Below are 15,755 nucleotides of genomic sequence, written 5' to 3'. Positions count from 1 at the left end.
GCGCACAAATTAAAACAGCGGTCTGAAAAAAAGTGTTGTTTCTGGGTTGAATTCATTTTTGAGTATGATTGACAGCGCTGCTTTGAAAATGGTTTGATGGCGTAATGTCATAGTAACGACGCTGACTCGCTCATAAAGCGACAGACGGTTGGATACACGGCCGACAGCGCGGGAAGAAAGACATTAAACATAATTTTATGTTTACAAGAGCCTGACTAGATCAGTAGGTATTATTAAAATCGGAGAATTTATGCATCAACGCACCAAGATTGCAGTCGCAGTAGCGATGGCATTGAACGCACTCACTGCATTTGCCCAAGCGCAAGCCGAAGCCGAAGCTCCCCAGCGCGTCGAAATCACGGGTTCGCGGATTCGCCAGGTTGACCTGGAAACCGCACAACCGGTCTCGAAAATCACTGCACAGCAGATCCAGGCTACCGGTCTGGTGACTGTTGGCGATATTCTGAATCAAATGACCTCGTCGGCCCCGCCTACCGGCTTCAGCAAGGGCTCGACCCTGACGTCCAATCTGGAAATGGGCGGCCAGTACATCGACTTGCGCAACCTCGGCCCAGAGCGCCTGCTGGTGCTGGTCGACGGCAAGCGCTGGACCCAGTCCGTGAATGGCTATACCGATCTGTCGACCGTGCCTACGGCGATGATCGAGCGTATTGAAATCCTGAAAGATGGCGCCTCGGCGATCTACGGCTCCGACGCTATCGCAGGCGTGATCAACATTATTCTGAAAACGCGGATGACCGGCGGCGCTATCAGCGCCTACAAAGGCATCAACGAAGGCGGCGACGGCAAATCGGAAGACTACTCGCTGACGTACGGCGCTGGCGATGAAAAAGCATCGATGATGTTTGGCGTCAGCCACAGCCGTCAGCGCACTGTCTGGGCCCGCGATCGCGAAATTACCAAATACAGCCGTGGCCCGAATCATCCGGACGCAGGCCTGGGTGGCGGCCCATGGGGCGCCATCCGCCTGAAGGATGCCGATGGCGAGTGGGGCGACCAAATGGTCCTCAATCACACCGGCGGCAAGTATGGCGACGGCGTGGGTGCCGATGTGCGCAATCCAGCCAATTACCATCCGGCCAGCGCCAGCATCAACGACGACAAGTACAGCACCACCAATGACATGATGTTCCAGGCGCCAACCGCGCTGACAACCATCATCACCAAGGGTGAAATCGCCTTGCCGAAGGACATGCGCCTGAAGACCACGGCGATGTATTCCGAGCGTACGTCGAGCACGCAGAATGGCGGCTACCCGCTGCAATCGGCGACGCAGGACGCGTACCCTGTGTACATCGACAAAGACAGCTATTTCAACCCGTACGGCAGCTCCGTCGCTGGCGCGGGCAACGGCCAGGACCTGTACTTCAACCGTCGTACCGTCGAGCGCCCACGTGTCACGGAAAACCGTAGCCAGACCCTGCATATCGATGCAGTGCTGGAAGGCGATTTCACCCTGGCCGGCAAGGCATGGAACTGGAGCGCCGGTTACAACCACAACTCCGTGGCGGGTAACATCAAGGGCACCGGCAACCTCAACTTGCTGAATCTGAAAAAGGCCCTCGGCCCGTCGTTCATGAACGCCAGCGGCGTGGTGCAGTGCGGTACGGCTGCCAATCCGATTGCCTTGGGCGATTGCGTGCCATTCAACATCCTGGGCGGCCCTTCCGCATCGAGCAAGCAGGCGCTCGACTACGTGATGGCTGTTGGTCAATCGACCTACGGCAGCACGATCAACAGTGCTACGGCCGACATCTCCGGTGAACTGTTCACCTTGCCAGCTGGCGCAGTCGGCATCGCCGGTGGTCTGGAGCATCGCTCCGTGCGCGGTTACGACCAGCCTGGTCAGTTTGAGCAATCGGGTTACTCTTCCGACCTGGCGGGTAACGCCACGTACGGTAACTACTCGGTCAAAGAAGCGTATCTGGAAGCAAATATTCCAGTGCTGAAAGACAAGCCGTTTGCAAAACTGCTGTCGTTGAACGTGGCTTCGCGCTACTCCGATTACAGCAACTTTGGCAGCACCACCAACAGCAAAGCCAGCTTCATGTGGAAACCGGTTGACGACTTCCTCGCTCGCGGTACCTGGGCTGAAGGCTTCCGCGCTCCGTCGCTGGGCGATACGTTCGGTGGCGGCACGCAGTCGTTCGATGACTACATGGACATTTGCGACAGCGTCAATGGTCAGCGTTCGAATCCGACCGTGGCGGCAAACTGCCTGGCCGGCGGCGCGCCAGTTGGCTACCGTCAAGTCGATCAATCGGGCAACCCGGTTGATGCAGGCGGCAACCAATCGAACGTGGCATTCCAGGCTGGCGCAGGTAACGCGTCGCTGAAACCGGAAATCGCCAAGACCAAGACCTTGGGCTTCGTCTACAACCCATCGTTTGTTCCGGGCCTGACCGCATCGCTGGACTGGTTCAAAGTCAGCGTCAAGAACCGTATCACCGCCATTGACGCCGATTTCGTGCTGGATCAGTGCTACCTGAAAGGCGTGGCATCGTACTGCTCAGTCATCAAGCGTGATGCTGCCGGTAACGTGATTGCTCTGGCCCGCGGCAATGCCAACCTGGGTGAACTGTCGACGGAAGGTGTCGACATCGGCCTGGGCTATCGTCTGCCACGCACCGCGTATGGTCAATTCAACATTCGTTCGGACTCGACCTGGGTCAAGTCGTTCAAGAGCAAGAGCTCGGATGAGTCCGAATGGCAAGAATATAACGGTGAATACAACTACAACCGCTTCAAGACGAACTTGTCGGTTGACTGGAGCCTGGGCAACTGGAGCGCCACGGTCACTTCCCGTTACTCCAGCGGCGTGAAGGGTAAATGCTACTCGGCTACGGAAGAGTGCAGCAACCCAGATGGCGATGCAAGCTTTGGCCGTTACAACAAAATGGGTTCGGTTACGTACACCGACGTGAGCGTTGGTTACAAAACGCCATGGAAGGGCCAGATCCTGGTTGGCGCCAACAACTTCTTCGACAAAGCACCGCGTATCACCTACAGCGGCAATTCGTCGGGTAGCTCGGTTGACCCTAACGCGCCGATCGACCGCTTCGTCTACGTACGCTACAACCAGGCTTTCTAATCCGGTGCTCCGCAAGGAGTGCAGGTTGATGGTCTGAACAAAGCCCGCCAGGTTCGCCTGGCGGGCTTTTTTGCGTCCTTACATCCCGCCCCACAAGGCACTCAGCGTGGCCAGCGCCGTCAAGCCCGCCGTCTCCGTGCGCAGGATGCGCGGTCCCATGGACAGGCCGATGGCGCCGGCGGCCAGCGCGGCCTTTTCTTCCGCCTCCGAAAAGCCGCCCTCCGGCCCCACCATCAGCGTGATCGCCTGCGGCGGCTGGTGGCGGGCCCAGTCGGCCAGCGACTGGTCCGCGCGCGGCGTCAGGATGATGCGTTTATGCAAATCTTGCTGCTTGCTCCAGCTATTGAAATCCTGCAATGGCGCCAGCTGCGCCAGGCGGTTGCGCCCGCTTTGTTCCGATGCCGAAACGATGATGCCTTGCCAGTGCGCCAGTTTTTTCTCTGCCCGTTCGGCGGACAGGCGCACGACGCAGCGCTGCGCCGCCAACGGCACGATGCCTGCCGCGCCCAGCTCGATGGCTTTCTCGATGATCCAGTCCATTTTCGACGCTTCCGGCAGCGCTTGCGCCAGGGTCACGGCATAGGGCAGCTCCGCTTCGCGCGCCACGTGCGCCTGCACTTCGGCCGTGACGCTGCGCTTGGCGACCGTTACCAGGCACGCCTGCGCCTCGCCGCCTTCGCCATTGAACAGGGTGATGAGGTCGCCCGGCGCCAGGCGCACGACCTGGATATGGTGGGCGACGGCGTCAGGCAGGTCGATGGTGGTGCCGGCGACGAGCGGCTGGGGGCAGAAAAAACGCGGCATGCAAATCCTAATGGGGCAAAAGTGCGGTGGAATGACGGTAAAGTATAGCGAGTTGGCGCGCCAGTACGCCGCAATTCTAATTTGCAGCCCCCCAGTCTGGTAAAATAGTTGACTACAGAAAGCAGCCGGCTTCCCTGTCCGTGCTGTTGCAAACGAATCCCAAACTCGCGACTGACCCACACCATCATGACAACTACGCTCCCGACTACCAAAATGGCCAATGCGATCCGCGCACTGGCAATGGACGCTGTACAAAAGGCCAATTCCGGCCATCCAGGCATGCCGATGGGCATGGCCGAGATCGCAGTTGCCCTGTGGAGTGGTCACTATCGCCACAATCCCGCGAACCCGAAATGGCAGAACCGCGACCGTTTCCTGTTGTCCAACGGCCACGGCTCGATGCTGCACTACGCGCTGCTGCACCTGACGGGCTACGACCTGTCGATGGACGACATCAAGGCCTTCCGCCAGATGCATTCGAAAACCCCGGGCCACCCGGAAGTCGATATCACGCCAGGCGTGGAAACGACCACCGGCCCGCTGGGTCAGGGCATCGCCAACGCCGTCGGCATGGCCCTGTCGGAGCAATTGCTGGCCGCTGAATTCAACAAGCCTGGCCACGACATCGTCAACCACTACACCTACGCGTTTGTGGGCGATGGCTGCCTGATGGAAGGCATTTCGCACGAAGTGTGCGCACTGGCCGGCACCCTGGGCCTGAATAAACTGATCGCCCTGTACGACGACAATGGCATTTCCATCGACGGCAAGGTCGAAGGCTGGTTCACGGACGACACCCCGGCCCGTTTCGAAGCGTACGGCTGGAACGTCATCCGCGCCGTCGACGGCCATGACGTCGCCGCCGTGGCCGCCGCCATCGCCGCCGCCAAGACCGCCAGCAAGCCAACCCTGATCTGCTGCAAGACCATCATCGGCAAGGGTTCGCCGAACCTGCAAGGCGGCGACAAGGTTCACGGCGCCGCGCTGGGCGACAAGGAAATCGCCGCCGTGCGCGAATACATCGGCTGGGATGCCGCCCCGTTCGAAATGCCGGCCGACGTGTACGCGGCCTGGGATGCGAAGGAGCAGGGCGCCTTGCTGGAAGCGGACTGGAACGAGCGCTTTGCCGCCTACAGCCGCGAATTCCCGCAGCAAGCCGCTGAACTGACCCGCCGCATGCAGGGCGAGCTGCCACAGGCATTCGAAGCGGCCCTGAGCGCCGCCATCGCCTCCTGCGTCGAGAAAAAAGAAAACATCGCCACCCGCAAGGCCAGCCAGAACGCCATCCAGGCGCTGGCGTCGTCGCTGCCGGAATTCCTGGGCGGCTCGGCCGACCTGACCGGTTCGAACCTGACCAACTGGAAAGAGTGCGTTGCCGTGCGTTCGGGCCAGCCTGGCAACCATATCAACTACGGCGTGCGCGAATTCGGCATGAGCGCCATCATGAACGGCATCACCCTGCACGGCGGCTACATCCCGTTCGGCGCCACGTTCCTGACGTTCTCCGACTACAGCCGCAATGCGCTGCGCATGGCCGCCCTGATGAAGCTGCGTTCGATCTTCGTGTTTACCCACGATTCGATCGGCCTGGGCGAAGACGGCCCGACGCACCAATCGGTCGAGCACGTCTCGTCGATGCGCCTGATCCCGAACCTGGACAACTGGCGTCCGTGCGACACCGTCGAGTCGGCTGCTGCCTGGGGCGCCGCCGTGCGCCGCAAGGATGGCCCGTCGACCCTGATCTTCTCGCGCCAGAACCTGCCGTACCAGGAGCGTAGCGCCGAACAGATCGACAACATTTTCCGCGGCGGCTATGTGCTCAACGACGTGGCCGATGCCAAGGCGATCCTGATCGCCACCGGCTCGGAAGTGGAACTGGCCGTGGCCGCCGCCAGCGCGCTGGCGTCGGAAGGCATCAATGTGCGCGTCGTGTCGATGCCGTCGACCGACGTGTACGACCGCCAGGACGCGGCCTACAAGGCCAGCGTGCTGACCAAGGGCGTGCCGCGCGTGGCCATCGAGGCGGGCGTGACCAGCTTCTGGTACAAATACGTGGGCCTGGAAGGCGCCGTGGTCGGTATCGACACCTTCGGCGAATCGGCGCCGGCTGGCGTGCTGTTCAAGCACTTCGGCTTCACGGTCGACAACGTCGTGGCTAAAGTCAAAGCCGTGATCGCCGGGTAATCGATCGACGCGTTTCCGCCGCCAGCGCCCCGCAGATGGGCGCGGCGGCGAGCAGATTTTTTAATGTGCTAAGTACTTTCTATTCAATCAGGAGCAGAGTATGACGATCAAAGTTGCAATCAATGGCTACGGCCGCATCGGCCGTAATGTGTTGCGCGCTTTCTACGAAGGCGGCAAGAAACAGGATATCCAGATCGTTGCCATCAACGACCTGGGCGATGCCAAATCGAACGCCCACCTGACCCGCTATGACACCGCGCACGGCAAGTTCCCCGGCACGGTCACCGTCGAAGGCGACAACATGATCGTCAATGGCGATCCGATCCGCGTGTTCGCACAGCGCAACCCGGCTGAAATCCCATGGGGCGAGCTGGGCGTGGATGTCGTGCTGGAGTGCACGGGCTTCTTCACCACCAAAGAGAAAGCGTCGGCGCACTTGAAGGGCGGCGCGAAAAAAGTCATCATTTCGGCACCAGGCGGCAAGGACGTTGATGCCACCGTCGTGTTCGGCGTGAACCACTCGGTCCTGAAATCGACCGACACCGTCATCTCGAATGCATCGTGCACCACCAACTGCCTGGCACCGCTGGTCAAGCCGCTGAACGACGCCATCGGCATCGAAACGGGCCTGATGACCACCGTGCACGCCTACACCAACGACCAGGTACTGTCCGACGTGATGCATGAAGACCTGCGCCGCGCCCGTTCGGCCACCATGAGCATGATCCCGACCAAGACGGGCGCTGCCGCCGCCGTGGGCCTGGTGCTGCCGGAGCTCAATGGCAAGCTGGATGGCTTCGCCATCCGCGTGCCGACCATCAACGTCTCGCTGGTCGACCTGTCCTTCATCGCCAAGCGCGACACCACCGTGGAAGAAGTCAACGCCCTGATGAAGTCCGCTTCGGAAGGCGCCCTGGAAGGCATCCTGACGTACCAGACCGAACCGCTGGTATCGATCGACTTCAACCATAACCCGGCTTCGTCGAACTTCGATTCGACCCTGACCAAAGTGTCGGGCCGTCTGGTGAAAGTATCGTCGTGGTACGACAACGAGTGGGGTTTCTCGAACCGCATGCTCGACACCACCGTTGCACTGATGTCGGCCAAATAATTTTGTGACCGCCCAAGAAAAAACGCCCCTCGGGGCGTTTTTTTTCGTCTGCTGACAGGCGGGCGCTTATTGCGCGCCGTCGTTGGCGCACTTGTTGTACCAGAGCTCGCATGCTTCCTGATTGCCCTGGTAGCAGCTGTTCAGGATGTAGTCGCAGCTTTCCGACGGAATCCAAGAGCGCACGGCGGCGGTGCTGGAGAACGAGGCGGCGATGCCGACAGCCGCGGCAAAGACAAACAATGCTTTTTTAGTGGAAATCATTTTTCTCGCTTTCAGAATTGGACAACGACAGGGTGTCGAATCAAAAGGCCGCCCGGCATGCGTGATGCGCTTGCCGGGCGCAGAAAAATATTAGCATTAAAACCAATAAATCATTGCCATAAAGAAAAATATTTCTGCTAACGGGCAGTGTGAGCGTGCAGGCGGCGCCGGTAAAAGCGCCACAGCAGGCGCAAGTCGCGCAGCACGGGCACGCCGGACAGCAGGGTCAGGACGGCGGCAAGGATGATGGTGGCGGCGGGAAAGCCGATGTGCTTGAAGGCGAGGGCGCCGCTGACGCCGCCGATGAAGAAGCAGGCGATCAGCAGGCTGTGCGTGATGAGCTTGCCGCGGTTGACCTTGACCACGCGGTCCGGCAGTTCGCGCCGGTTGTAGTACGCCATCTTGCCCAGTTCGATGCCGATGTCGGTGGACAGTCCCGTCACGTGCGTGGTGCGGATGACGGCGCCTGAAATCTTGGTAATGATGGCGTTCTGCAAGCCCATCACAAAGCACAGCAGCAAGATGGTGACGGGACCCAGCACGTCGGGCATGGCCGCCAGGTAGTTGCCGGCCAGGCCGAACAGCAACAGCAGGGCCGCTTCCAGCAGCAGGCTGGCGGCAAACTGGCTGTGCAGCCGGCGCCGCTTGCCCCAGTTCACCATGATGGCCGTCACGGCCGCGCCGCTGACGAAGGCCAGCCAGGCGCCCAGCGCGGCCAGCGCCACCGTGATATTGCCCAGCGCCAGGTCGTCCGCCATGCCCGAGACGATGCCCGTCATGTGCGAGGTGTAGCCGCCAATGGCGAGAAAGCCGCCCGCATTCACGGCGCCGGCCACCAGCGCCAGCACGCAGCCCAGCTGCAGGTTGGCTTGCGTGTCGCGCGCCGCGCCGCTCAGGCGGGACAGGTAATTCAAGGGCATGGGAACATGTTTCCTTCGTCAACATGGCAGTGAGTACCATCATACGCCTTGCCGCTGCGATGAAATATCTTCGAGGAAACTTTCAAGGGGCGTCCGCTATTGGATGCGTACCACCTTCGGTGAGCGGGACGCTCCATCGATATCCAGATAGATGGCGCCCAGCATGCCGCGCACCAGGGTGGCTTTCAAATCCTTGCCGACCACCACGCCATCGCTGCCATCGACCACTTTCCAGCGCTGGCCATTGGCCAGGGTAATGGTTTGTCCCGGTTGCCAGCCTTCGAACTTGCCGGGAATATGGCTGCTCAGGCTCGCCAGCGGCGGGGCCGAGACGGCATCGACGGCCCGCTTTTGCTTGCCTTCCATGCCGAACGCCTGTTTTTGCTGTTCCACCGTCACGGGGGCGGCGAGCGCAGCGGTTGGCGCGGCGCCGACGGGCATGGCGTCATAGCACGCCAGCCGTGCCGGGCCATCTTTCAAGGTGCGGCAGTGCAATGTTGCCGCATCGTCCGCCAGGACAGGACCACAGACTGCCAGCAAAAGTAATAATTTCTTCATGTCCATTCCCTGTATTTTCTTCTTCGGAAAAGAAAACGGCGCACCGTAGCGCGCCGTTGTTGCGAGAGGATGAAGAGCGCTGGCGCCCTCCATCCGCAGCAGGATTACAGCGTCACGCGCATGCCGACATAGTAGCGGCGGCCGATCGGGTCATACGTACCGGCATCGGTGTTGGTGCCGGTGGAGTTGCCTGGCAAGCCGCTGTAGATCGGAGGCGCCGACGTGTCGAAGGCGTTGTCGATACCCAGGTACAGCTGAATCTGCTTCTTCACGTCGAAGGTGAGCTGGAAGTCCTGGTAGGTACGTGCGCCAACTTTCACCGAATTCGCCGGCAGGTCGAACTGTGCCAGGAACTGGTCATCCAGCGCCGAACGGCCGATGAAGTTTGTCGTGCTGCTGATGCCGAAGCTGCCCCATTTGTAGGCCAGGTTCAGGTTAGCCTTGTTCTTGGCTGCACCGACTTCACCGGCAAACGGATCCTTGTCTTCGCCTTTCAGCGGAATCACATAACCCTCTTTGACGTAGGTATATTGAACCTTGGCACTCAGGCGGCCTGGGCCAACCATATCCACCCACGAAGCGGTCAAGTCGACACCTTTGGTGCCCAGGCCACCGCTATTCGACGATGCCGAATCGATGTAGCTGAGGGTACCGATGTTGTTGCCGCCACTGGTCGCCGTACGGCGCGTGATGAAGCTGCAGAATGCCGGATTGCCGCCGCCGTAGCATTGGCTCAGGGCATACTGACGCGGGGTATCGACGATGGCGTCCGAGATCTTGATGTCGAAGTAGTCCGCCGTGAACGTGAACTTGCTCAGCATTGGGATCGAACGCGGAGTCACGACGACGCCGAGGGTGGTCGAACGGCCTTGTTCGGCTTTCAGCTCAGGATTGCCGCGATCATAGCCGCTGATGCCTTGCAAGTCAGACTGCGTTTGCGTGAACACGCCGTTCGCCTGGATATTGGCCAGCACGGAAGGCGTCGCACGGCAGCCTGCCGAGAACTCGGTGTTGGACGTCAAGGTGACGCCTTTGCACGGATCGGAGATGCCAGGTGGGAAGGTTTGCTTCGCTGGCGAGTACAGTTCGTTGATATTCGGCGCGCGCGTCGAAATCGAACGCGTGGCGCGGAATTTCACATCCGACGTTGGCGCCCATTCCACGCCCGTGTTCCAGCTGTTGGTGTGGCCGATCGTCGAGTAGTCGCCCACGCGGTACGCTGCGCGGAAGTCCAGCTGTTTGGCAAGGAACTTGTCTTTCAGCAATGGCACCAAGGTTTCCAGGTACGCTTCCTTGACATTGAATTTGCCGAAGGTCGGTGGCGCGGCATTGCCGGCGTTCAGACCCGCCTGCGTCAGCGCATCAGCCACGCTGCTCGATTCTTCCTGACGCCATTCGAGGCCGCCCGACAAGCCGACTTTACCTGCTGGCAATTGGAACAATTCGCCACTCAAGTTACCGCCGGCGATTTTTTGCGTGGTCGACGTGATCAGCGAACCTGGCGCCGCCACATATTTCGCCGCTTCAGGCGAAATCGAGTTGTAGCCGAAGATGTTAATAGGTACGCAACCTTGTGCACGTGCGATCGGGTCCGCGCACTGTACGCCGCCTTTGCCGTCAGGAATTGCCAGCAGGGCATTGCGGAAGCTCATGACATTGACTTGGCCAGTCGAATTCTGTGCTTCCTTGGTCTTGCCGTACGACACAAAGGCTTCATAGTTCCAGTCCTTGATCGTGCCTTTCAGACCGGTTGCCAGACGGAAGGTATCGCGTTCCGCCGTGCTGCCACGCGTGCCGACTTCGGACAGGCGGCGCGAGAACGAATAATCGCGGATGCCATCGCCATCGGTGTCGGTGGCGCGGTCATACAGGTATTGCGGCACCAGTGGATTGCGCACGAAAGCGCCATTGACCATGGAACCCGTCGGGACGGAGCCGCCCGGGAAAATGTTGACTGCCTGCAGGCCGAAAGGCTCGGTACGCGATGTCACCTTGGTCGAGGAATACGTACCTTCGAAGAAGGCGCTGTGGTCTTCGTTGAAGGCATGGTTGCCATTCAGGGCAAACAGGAAGCGCTCGGTCGGGACGGCGATCGTACGGAATTCATTGCGGTTGAAGCCCGTGGCTGCCTGGGTGGCGGAGCCGTTGGTATTCCACGGAATGACGTTGCCGGCCTTGTCGTAGGTAAAGTTTCCAGCCGTGGCGCCCGAGCCGTACAGGAAGCGGCCCTGCGGTGCGAGACCCGAATAGAACGGCGTTTGCAGCGAGAAGATGTCGCCGGCTTCGCCAGTGACCAGGGCTTTCGACTGGTTGTCGACAGCCGTGCCAGGACGGTTGCGCGAATACACGGCGCCTTGCTTCGAGTAACCGAAGTGGCCCATGATATTGCTGGCGCCATCGGCGCTGTTGGTGCCGAAGGTCACTGCCAGTTTTTTCTTCGAGTCATCGTGGTAATCGCTTTGGCCCAGCGATGCGTCGACCAGCACGCCACTGAAGTTACGCTTCAGGATGATGTTGACCACACCGGCGACGGCGTCGGAGCCGTAGGCGGCGGAGGCGCCACCGGTCAGCAGCTCGACGCGCTCGATGAAGTCGGTCGGGATGGTGTTCATGTCGACCGCGGATTCGCCAGGTACGCCAGCGACAAAGCGGCGGCCGTTGACCAGCACCAGGGTGCGCGACGTGCCCAGGTTGCGCAGGTCAACCGTGGCCACGCCGACGCTGGCGGTCTGGAAGTTGGAATTGGTACGGCTGATGCTCGGCGTACCCAAGGTTGGATTTTTCAGCAACAGTTCCTGCAAGTTGGTGGCACCCGATGCGGCGATATCGGCCGAGGTCAGGATTTGCAGCGGCGATGGCGATACGGCATTTGGCGAGGACAGGCGCGAACCGGTGACTTGCACCTTGGTGACGTTTTCCTCTTCGGTTTGGGCAAATGCGGAGTGCATGGTAAGCGCGATACTGCCTGCGCAAATGAGTCTGACTGAACGCGCTAGAACTGTTTCATTCAACATTGTCGATTCCCTTGTGTTGTAAGTTAATAGTTATGTTTTAAAAAACTTTACGACAATCGACTGTACATAAGCACAAGTTTCAAGTCAATTTAATAGTTGCAATCTTTAAAAATAACAACAACTTGCATTTGTATTATCTTTTTGTGCGCTTGCACAATTTTTCTCATGTGCTGCAGCCATCTCGACACCTGTGGGGTTGGCAATGAAAGCGGTGTCCACATTTTTCTGCAATAAAATTTTCAGTGCGCGCATTGCACTGCATTGATGCCTGCCTGTCTAGACAATATGGACTGAAGATTGTGACATTCGAGCGTTATTTCTTGCGAACGCATTAAATGGCCATGAATTGAAAATTTGTCTTTCGTGCAATTCAATGTTTTCCATGTTTATTTTAATGGTGTAATAAATGACGAAGCGTGTGCATTTATTCCGATTATTTGTTTTAAATTGCTGTGAATTGTAATTTTGAAAATTAATGTGCCGCCTTGCAATGGCGGTTCATAGAGGCGACGGCGTGGGTGTGCGCACCTCTTGCCCTGCTTGTCGACGCGCGAGAACTCGACTGGAAATGGTGGTGGTTTGCTTAATGTGGGGGCCGGCATGGATCGATCGCGACGGTGATCGAGGATAGGGGGAGCGGCGATTTTTTGATTGTTATTGCGTGGGAATAAAATGGAGGCCGCGCCTGAATATGGTTTGGAAAAACATTCAGGTGGAAATGCGATGATGCTTATCCTGGCTTACTGCGCATGTAACTGGCGATAAGAAACGATACAAAATGATACATGCTGTCGGCATCACGAATTCGTCTCGGACCGACATCGCAGTGTGGTGTAGATACCCGTGCTGGCACGCCAGAACGGCGTGCCAGTCTTCGAACAGCGGCATCGGACCGGTCGATTTTCTGTGGTAAGTTTGCCACAACGGCAAGCAGCACGAGGTGGCTAAAGGGGGTCAGCCAAGCGGCTGAAAGATCGCTTGCCACAGGCGCCGCACATTCTCCGCATGCACGCGCACCCGTTCCGGTTCCACGCGGGCCAGGTCTTGCCCTTGCAGCCGCAGCTGATGCTGCAGCTTGCGCAGCGCGCGATAGGCGTCGGCCACCAATACGGCCAGCTGCGCGTCGATCAGACCCAGTTCGCCGCACAGGCGCAGCAGGGCGATATTGCCCGAGTTGGCCGTCAGCTGCGGGTACTGCGCCGCATGCTGCAGCACCAGGTATTGCACCATGAATTCGATGTCGATCATGCCGCCCGGATCCTGTTTCAGGTCGAAGTTGCCGGGGCGGGGCGGGTGGGCGTCCAGCATTTTCTTGCGCATGGCCACCACTTCGCCCTTGAGCGGGCCATTTTCCGGGCGTTCCTTGCGCAGGATGGTGTCGCGGATGCGTTCAAAGTGCTTGCCGATGGTGGCGTCTCCCGCGCAGAAGCGCGCGCGCGTCAGCGCCTGGTGTTCCCACACCCAGGCGGCGCTGCTCTGGTAGCGCTCGAAGGCCTGTAGGCTGGACACCAGCATGCCCGAGGCGCCGTCGGGGCGCAGGGCGATGTCGATATCGAACAGGATGCCGGCCGAGGTGTGCGAGGTCATCCAGGTAATAAAACGCTGCGCCAGCTTGGCGTACAGGCCAGGCGCTTCCTGGTCGTCGTCGTCGAACAGGAAGATGACGTCGAGGTCGGAGACATAGCCCAGTTCCTTGCCGCCCAGCTTGCCATACGCGATGACGGCGAATTTCGGCACCTCGCGGTGGCGGCTGGGGATGGTTTGCCACACGGCTTGCACGGTGGCGGCGACGATGATGTCTGCCAGCTGCGACAGGTAGTCGGCCAGCTTTTCCACGCTCAGGTCGCCCGCCAGGTCTTGCGCCAGGCACTGGAACAGCTGTGCATGGTGCATTTCGCGCAGGATGTCCATCTGCCGCTCCGTGTCGCCGGGCGCGTCGTCGAGCTGGCGTTGCAGGTCCAGCGCCAGGGCGGCGGGGTCCGGCACGGTGTGGCGGATGCGCTCGTCTAACAGTTCGTCCAGCAGGATCGGATGCTGCGTGAGGAAGGTGGCGGCCCAGCCGCTGGCGCAGACCATGCGCACGACGCGCTCCAGGGTGTGCGGATACTCCGTCAGCAGCGACAGGTACGCCGAGCGGCGGGCGATGGCTTCGAGGAAATCGAGCAGCCGGCCCAGGGTGGCCAGCTGGCTGGCGTTACCGTTGGAAACGGAACAATCGGTGATCAGCGGCAGGGCGGAATTGACGAGGGCGACGAGGCGCGTGCGGCTCGCTTCGGGCAGGGATTGCAGGCGCGGCGCTTGCCAGGTGGCCAGCAAACGCCGGGCGCAGGCGGCCGGTTCATGGAAACCCAGGGCGGCAAAGCGCGCCTCGATGGCTTCCTGCTGGTCCGACGCCGCGCAGTCGTTCGACGTTTGCGGGTCGATGCCCGTGTCGGCCGGCGGCGTGCCGCTGCTCTTGTCGCTGAACATCTCGTCGAACTGGCCGGCGACAAACACGCGGTGCGCTTCCAGCCGGGACAGCAGGGTGGGCGTGTCGGGCAAGCCCATCATCTGCGCCACCACCAGGCGGTCGGCGTCGCTGGCGGGCAGGGTGTGGGTTTGCGCATCATCAAGATACTGCAGCCGGTGTTCCAGGTTGCGCAGGAAAGTGTATGAATTGAGCAACTGCTCCACGATGGCGGGTTCCAGCAAGCCTTTTTCTGCCACGGTGCGCAGGGTGGCGCGCGTGGAGCGGTCGCGCAGCTCGGCATCGCGCCCGCCGCGTATCAATTGAAAGACTTGCGCGAGGAATTCGATTTCGCGGATGCCGCCGCGGCCCAGCTTGACGTTATTGCTGCGGTCCGGGTGCAGCCGTTCCTGGCGGTTGACTTCGGCGCGGATCTGGCCGTGCATGGTGCGGATGGCGTCGATGACGCCGAAATCGAGGTAGCGGCGGAAGACGAAGGGGCGCACGATGGCGTCGAGCGCGGCGATATCCTCGGGTTTGCCCGTCACGGCGCGCGCCTTGACCCAGGCGTAGCGTTCCCATTCGCGCCCTTGCACGATCAGGTATTGCTCCACCATCCCCAGGCTGGCGGCCAGCGGTCCCGAGTTGCCGTTCGGGCGCAAGGCCATGTCCACGCGGAAAGTAAAGCCGTCCTGCGTGATCTCGGCCAGGGCGGCGATCAGCTTCTTGCCCATGCGAATGAAAAACTCGTGGTTGGACAGGCTGCGCTGGCCCGGCTGGGTCACTTGCGTGTCGCCATCTTCCGGGTAGACAAAGATCAGGTCGATATCGGATGAGACATTCAGCTCGCCGCCGCCTTGCTTGCCCATTGCCAATACCATCAATGCCTGTTCCTCGCCCGATTCCTCGCCGACAGGCATGCCGTGCTGGGCCACCATCTCGGCCATGATCGCGTCCACATGCGTGCGGATGGCAAAATCGGCAAAGCCCGTCATGGCCGTGACGACTTCGTTCAAGTCGGCCTGGCCGCCCAGGTCGCGCTCGATCAAACCGCACACCAGTAAATTGCGCAGGCGGCGCATGGCCCGCTCGGCCGGCAGCGGCGGCGTGGCCACGTTCGCCTGTCCTGCCAGGGCGGCGGAAAAATCGAGCTGGTCCAGCGGTGCGCGCACCAGTTGCGCCACCTGCGCGGCGCGTTCAGGGGCGGCATTCAGCCAGCGTTGATAGAAACGGGAGGCGGAAATCAAAGGCGTTTGGCTCATGGTGACGGTGTCGGTAAGTGCTGCGTGAATGCTTCGTGCATGGATCTTGCGTAACTTGGCTGCGAACGGCGAGGGATGCGGTA

Annotated in this window: 9 protein-coding genes; 3 read left to right on the top strand and 6 right to left on the bottom strand. The window is 60.3% G+C overall.

Annotated features, from left to right (window positions below; genetic code table 11):
* Positions 1 to 250 precede the first annotated feature (250 nt).
* Positions 251 to 3,112, top strand: a complete 2,862-nt coding sequence (locus BM193_RS09010; RefSeq protein ID WP_092798185.1) for a TonB-dependent receptor domain-containing protein — start codon at positions 251 to 253, stop codon at positions 3,110 to 3,112.
* A 78-nt stretch (positions 3,113 to 3,190) separates the two neighbouring features.
* Here BM193_RS09010 and BM193_RS09005 read toward each other — a convergent pair whose 3' ends face one another.
* Positions 3,191 to 3,916, bottom strand: coding sequence for a 16S rRNA (uracil(1498)-N(3))-methyltransferase (locus BM193_RS09005; RefSeq protein WP_092798186.1), 726 nt, complete (start codon positions 3,914 to 3,916; stop codon positions 3,191 to 3,193).
* Between the two features lie 186 nt (positions 3,917 to 4,102).
* On the opposite strand from BM193_RS09005, the gene tkt reads away from it, so the two are divergent.
* Both tkt and gap read left to right on the top strand, forming a co-directional pair.
* Positions 4,103 to 6,100 carry a transketolase gene (gene tkt, locus BM193_RS09000; protein WP_092798187.1) on the top strand — a complete coding sequence of 666 codons (1,998 nt, stop codon included), beginning with the start codon at positions 4,103 to 4,105 and terminating at the stop codon, positions 6,098 to 6,100.
* A gap of 100 nt (positions 6,101 to 6,200) precedes the next feature.
* Positions 6,201 to 7,211 carry a type I glyceraldehyde-3-phosphate dehydrogenase gene (gap, locus tag BM193_RS08995; protein ID WP_046685413.1) on the top strand — a complete coding sequence of 337 codons (1,011 nt, stop codon included), beginning with the start codon at positions 6,201 to 6,203 and terminating at the stop codon, positions 7,209 to 7,211.
* A gap of 66 nt (positions 7,212 to 7,277) precedes the next feature.
* Here the strand turns inward: gap and BM193_RS28265 are convergent, their stop codons facing one another.
* From BM193_RS28265 to glnE, 5 genes are all read right to left on the bottom strand, one after another.
* Positions 7,278 to 7,472, bottom strand: a complete 195-nt coding sequence (locus BM193_RS28265; protein ID WP_139176139.1) for a hypothetical protein — start codon at positions 7,470 to 7,472, stop codon at positions 7,278 to 7,280.
* A gap of 137 nt (positions 7,473 to 7,609) precedes the next feature.
* Entirely contained in the window at positions 7,610 to 8,392 is a 783-nt protein-coding gene (locus tag BM193_RS08990) for a YoaK family protein (RefSeq protein WP_092798188.1), read from the bottom strand.
* A gap of 96 nt (positions 8,393 to 8,488) precedes the next feature.
* Complete coding sequence (locus tag BM193_RS08985) at positions 8,489 to 8,950, bottom strand: hypothetical protein (protein ID WP_254785968.1); 462 nt, start codon at positions 8,948 to 8,950, stop codon at positions 8,489 to 8,491.
* A 104-nt stretch (positions 8,951 to 9,054) separates the two neighbouring features.
* The gene (locus BM193_RS08980; RefSeq protein WP_254785966.1) at positions 9,055 to 11,898 is read right to left on the bottom strand and encodes a TonB-dependent receptor domain-containing protein; all 2,844 of its coding nucleotides are present in this window, start codon (positions 11,896 to 11,898) and stop codon (positions 9,055 to 9,057) included.
* A 1,020-nt stretch (positions 11,899 to 12,918) separates the two neighbouring features.
* Entirely contained in the window at positions 12,919 to 15,702 is a 2,784-nt protein-coding gene (glnE, locus tag BM193_RS08975; protein ID WP_302847653.1) for a bifunctional [glutamate--ammonia ligase]-adenylyl-L-tyrosine phosphorylase/[glutamate--ammonia-ligase] adenylyltransferase, read from the bottom strand.
* Between the last annotated feature and the right edge of the window lie 53 nt (positions 15,703 to 15,755).

It is taken from the genome of Janthinobacterium sp. 344 (assembly GCF_900112025.1).
In the GTDB taxonomy this organism is placed as follows: domain Bacteria; phylum Pseudomonadota; class Gammaproteobacteria; order Burkholderiales; family Burkholderiaceae_D; genus Janthinobacterium.
Note: the sequence above shows the minus strand (reverse complement) of the source record. Positions and strands in the feature narration are given on the sequence as shown.

Excerpts from the sequence above, each read along its gene's own strand:
- BM193_RS09005 (WP_092798186.1), bottom strand. The coding sequence starts at position 3,916 with ATGCCGCGTTTTTTCTGCCCCCAGCCGCTCGTCGCCGGCACCACCATC.
- BM193_RS08990 (WP_092798188.1), bottom strand. The coding sequence starts at position 8,392 with ATGCCCTTGAATTACCTGTCCCGCCTGAGCGGCGCGGCGCGCGACACG.
- BM193_RS09010 (WP_092798185.1), top strand. The coding sequence starts at position 251 with ATGCATCAACGCACCAAGATTGCAGTCGCAGTAGCGATGGCATTGAAC.
- gap (WP_046685413.1), top strand. The coding sequence starts at position 6,201 with ATGACGATCAAAGTTGCAATCAATGGCTACGGCCGCATCGGCCGTAAT.
- tkt (WP_092798187.1), top strand. The coding sequence starts at position 4,103 with ATGACAACTACGCTCCCGACTACCAAAATGGCCAATGCGATCCGCGCA.
- BM193_RS08985 (WP_254785968.1), bottom strand. The coding sequence starts at position 8,950 with ATGAAGAAATTATTACTTTTGCTGGCAGTCTGTGGTCCTGTCCTGGCG.
- BM193_RS08980 (WP_254785966.1), bottom strand. The coding sequence starts at position 11,898 with ATGCACTCCGCATTTGCCCAAACCGAAGAGGAAAACGTCACCAAGGTG.
- BM193_RS28265 (WP_139176139.1), bottom strand. The coding sequence starts at position 7,472 with ATGATTTCCACTAAAAAAGCATTGTTTGTCTTTGCCGCGGCTGTCGGC.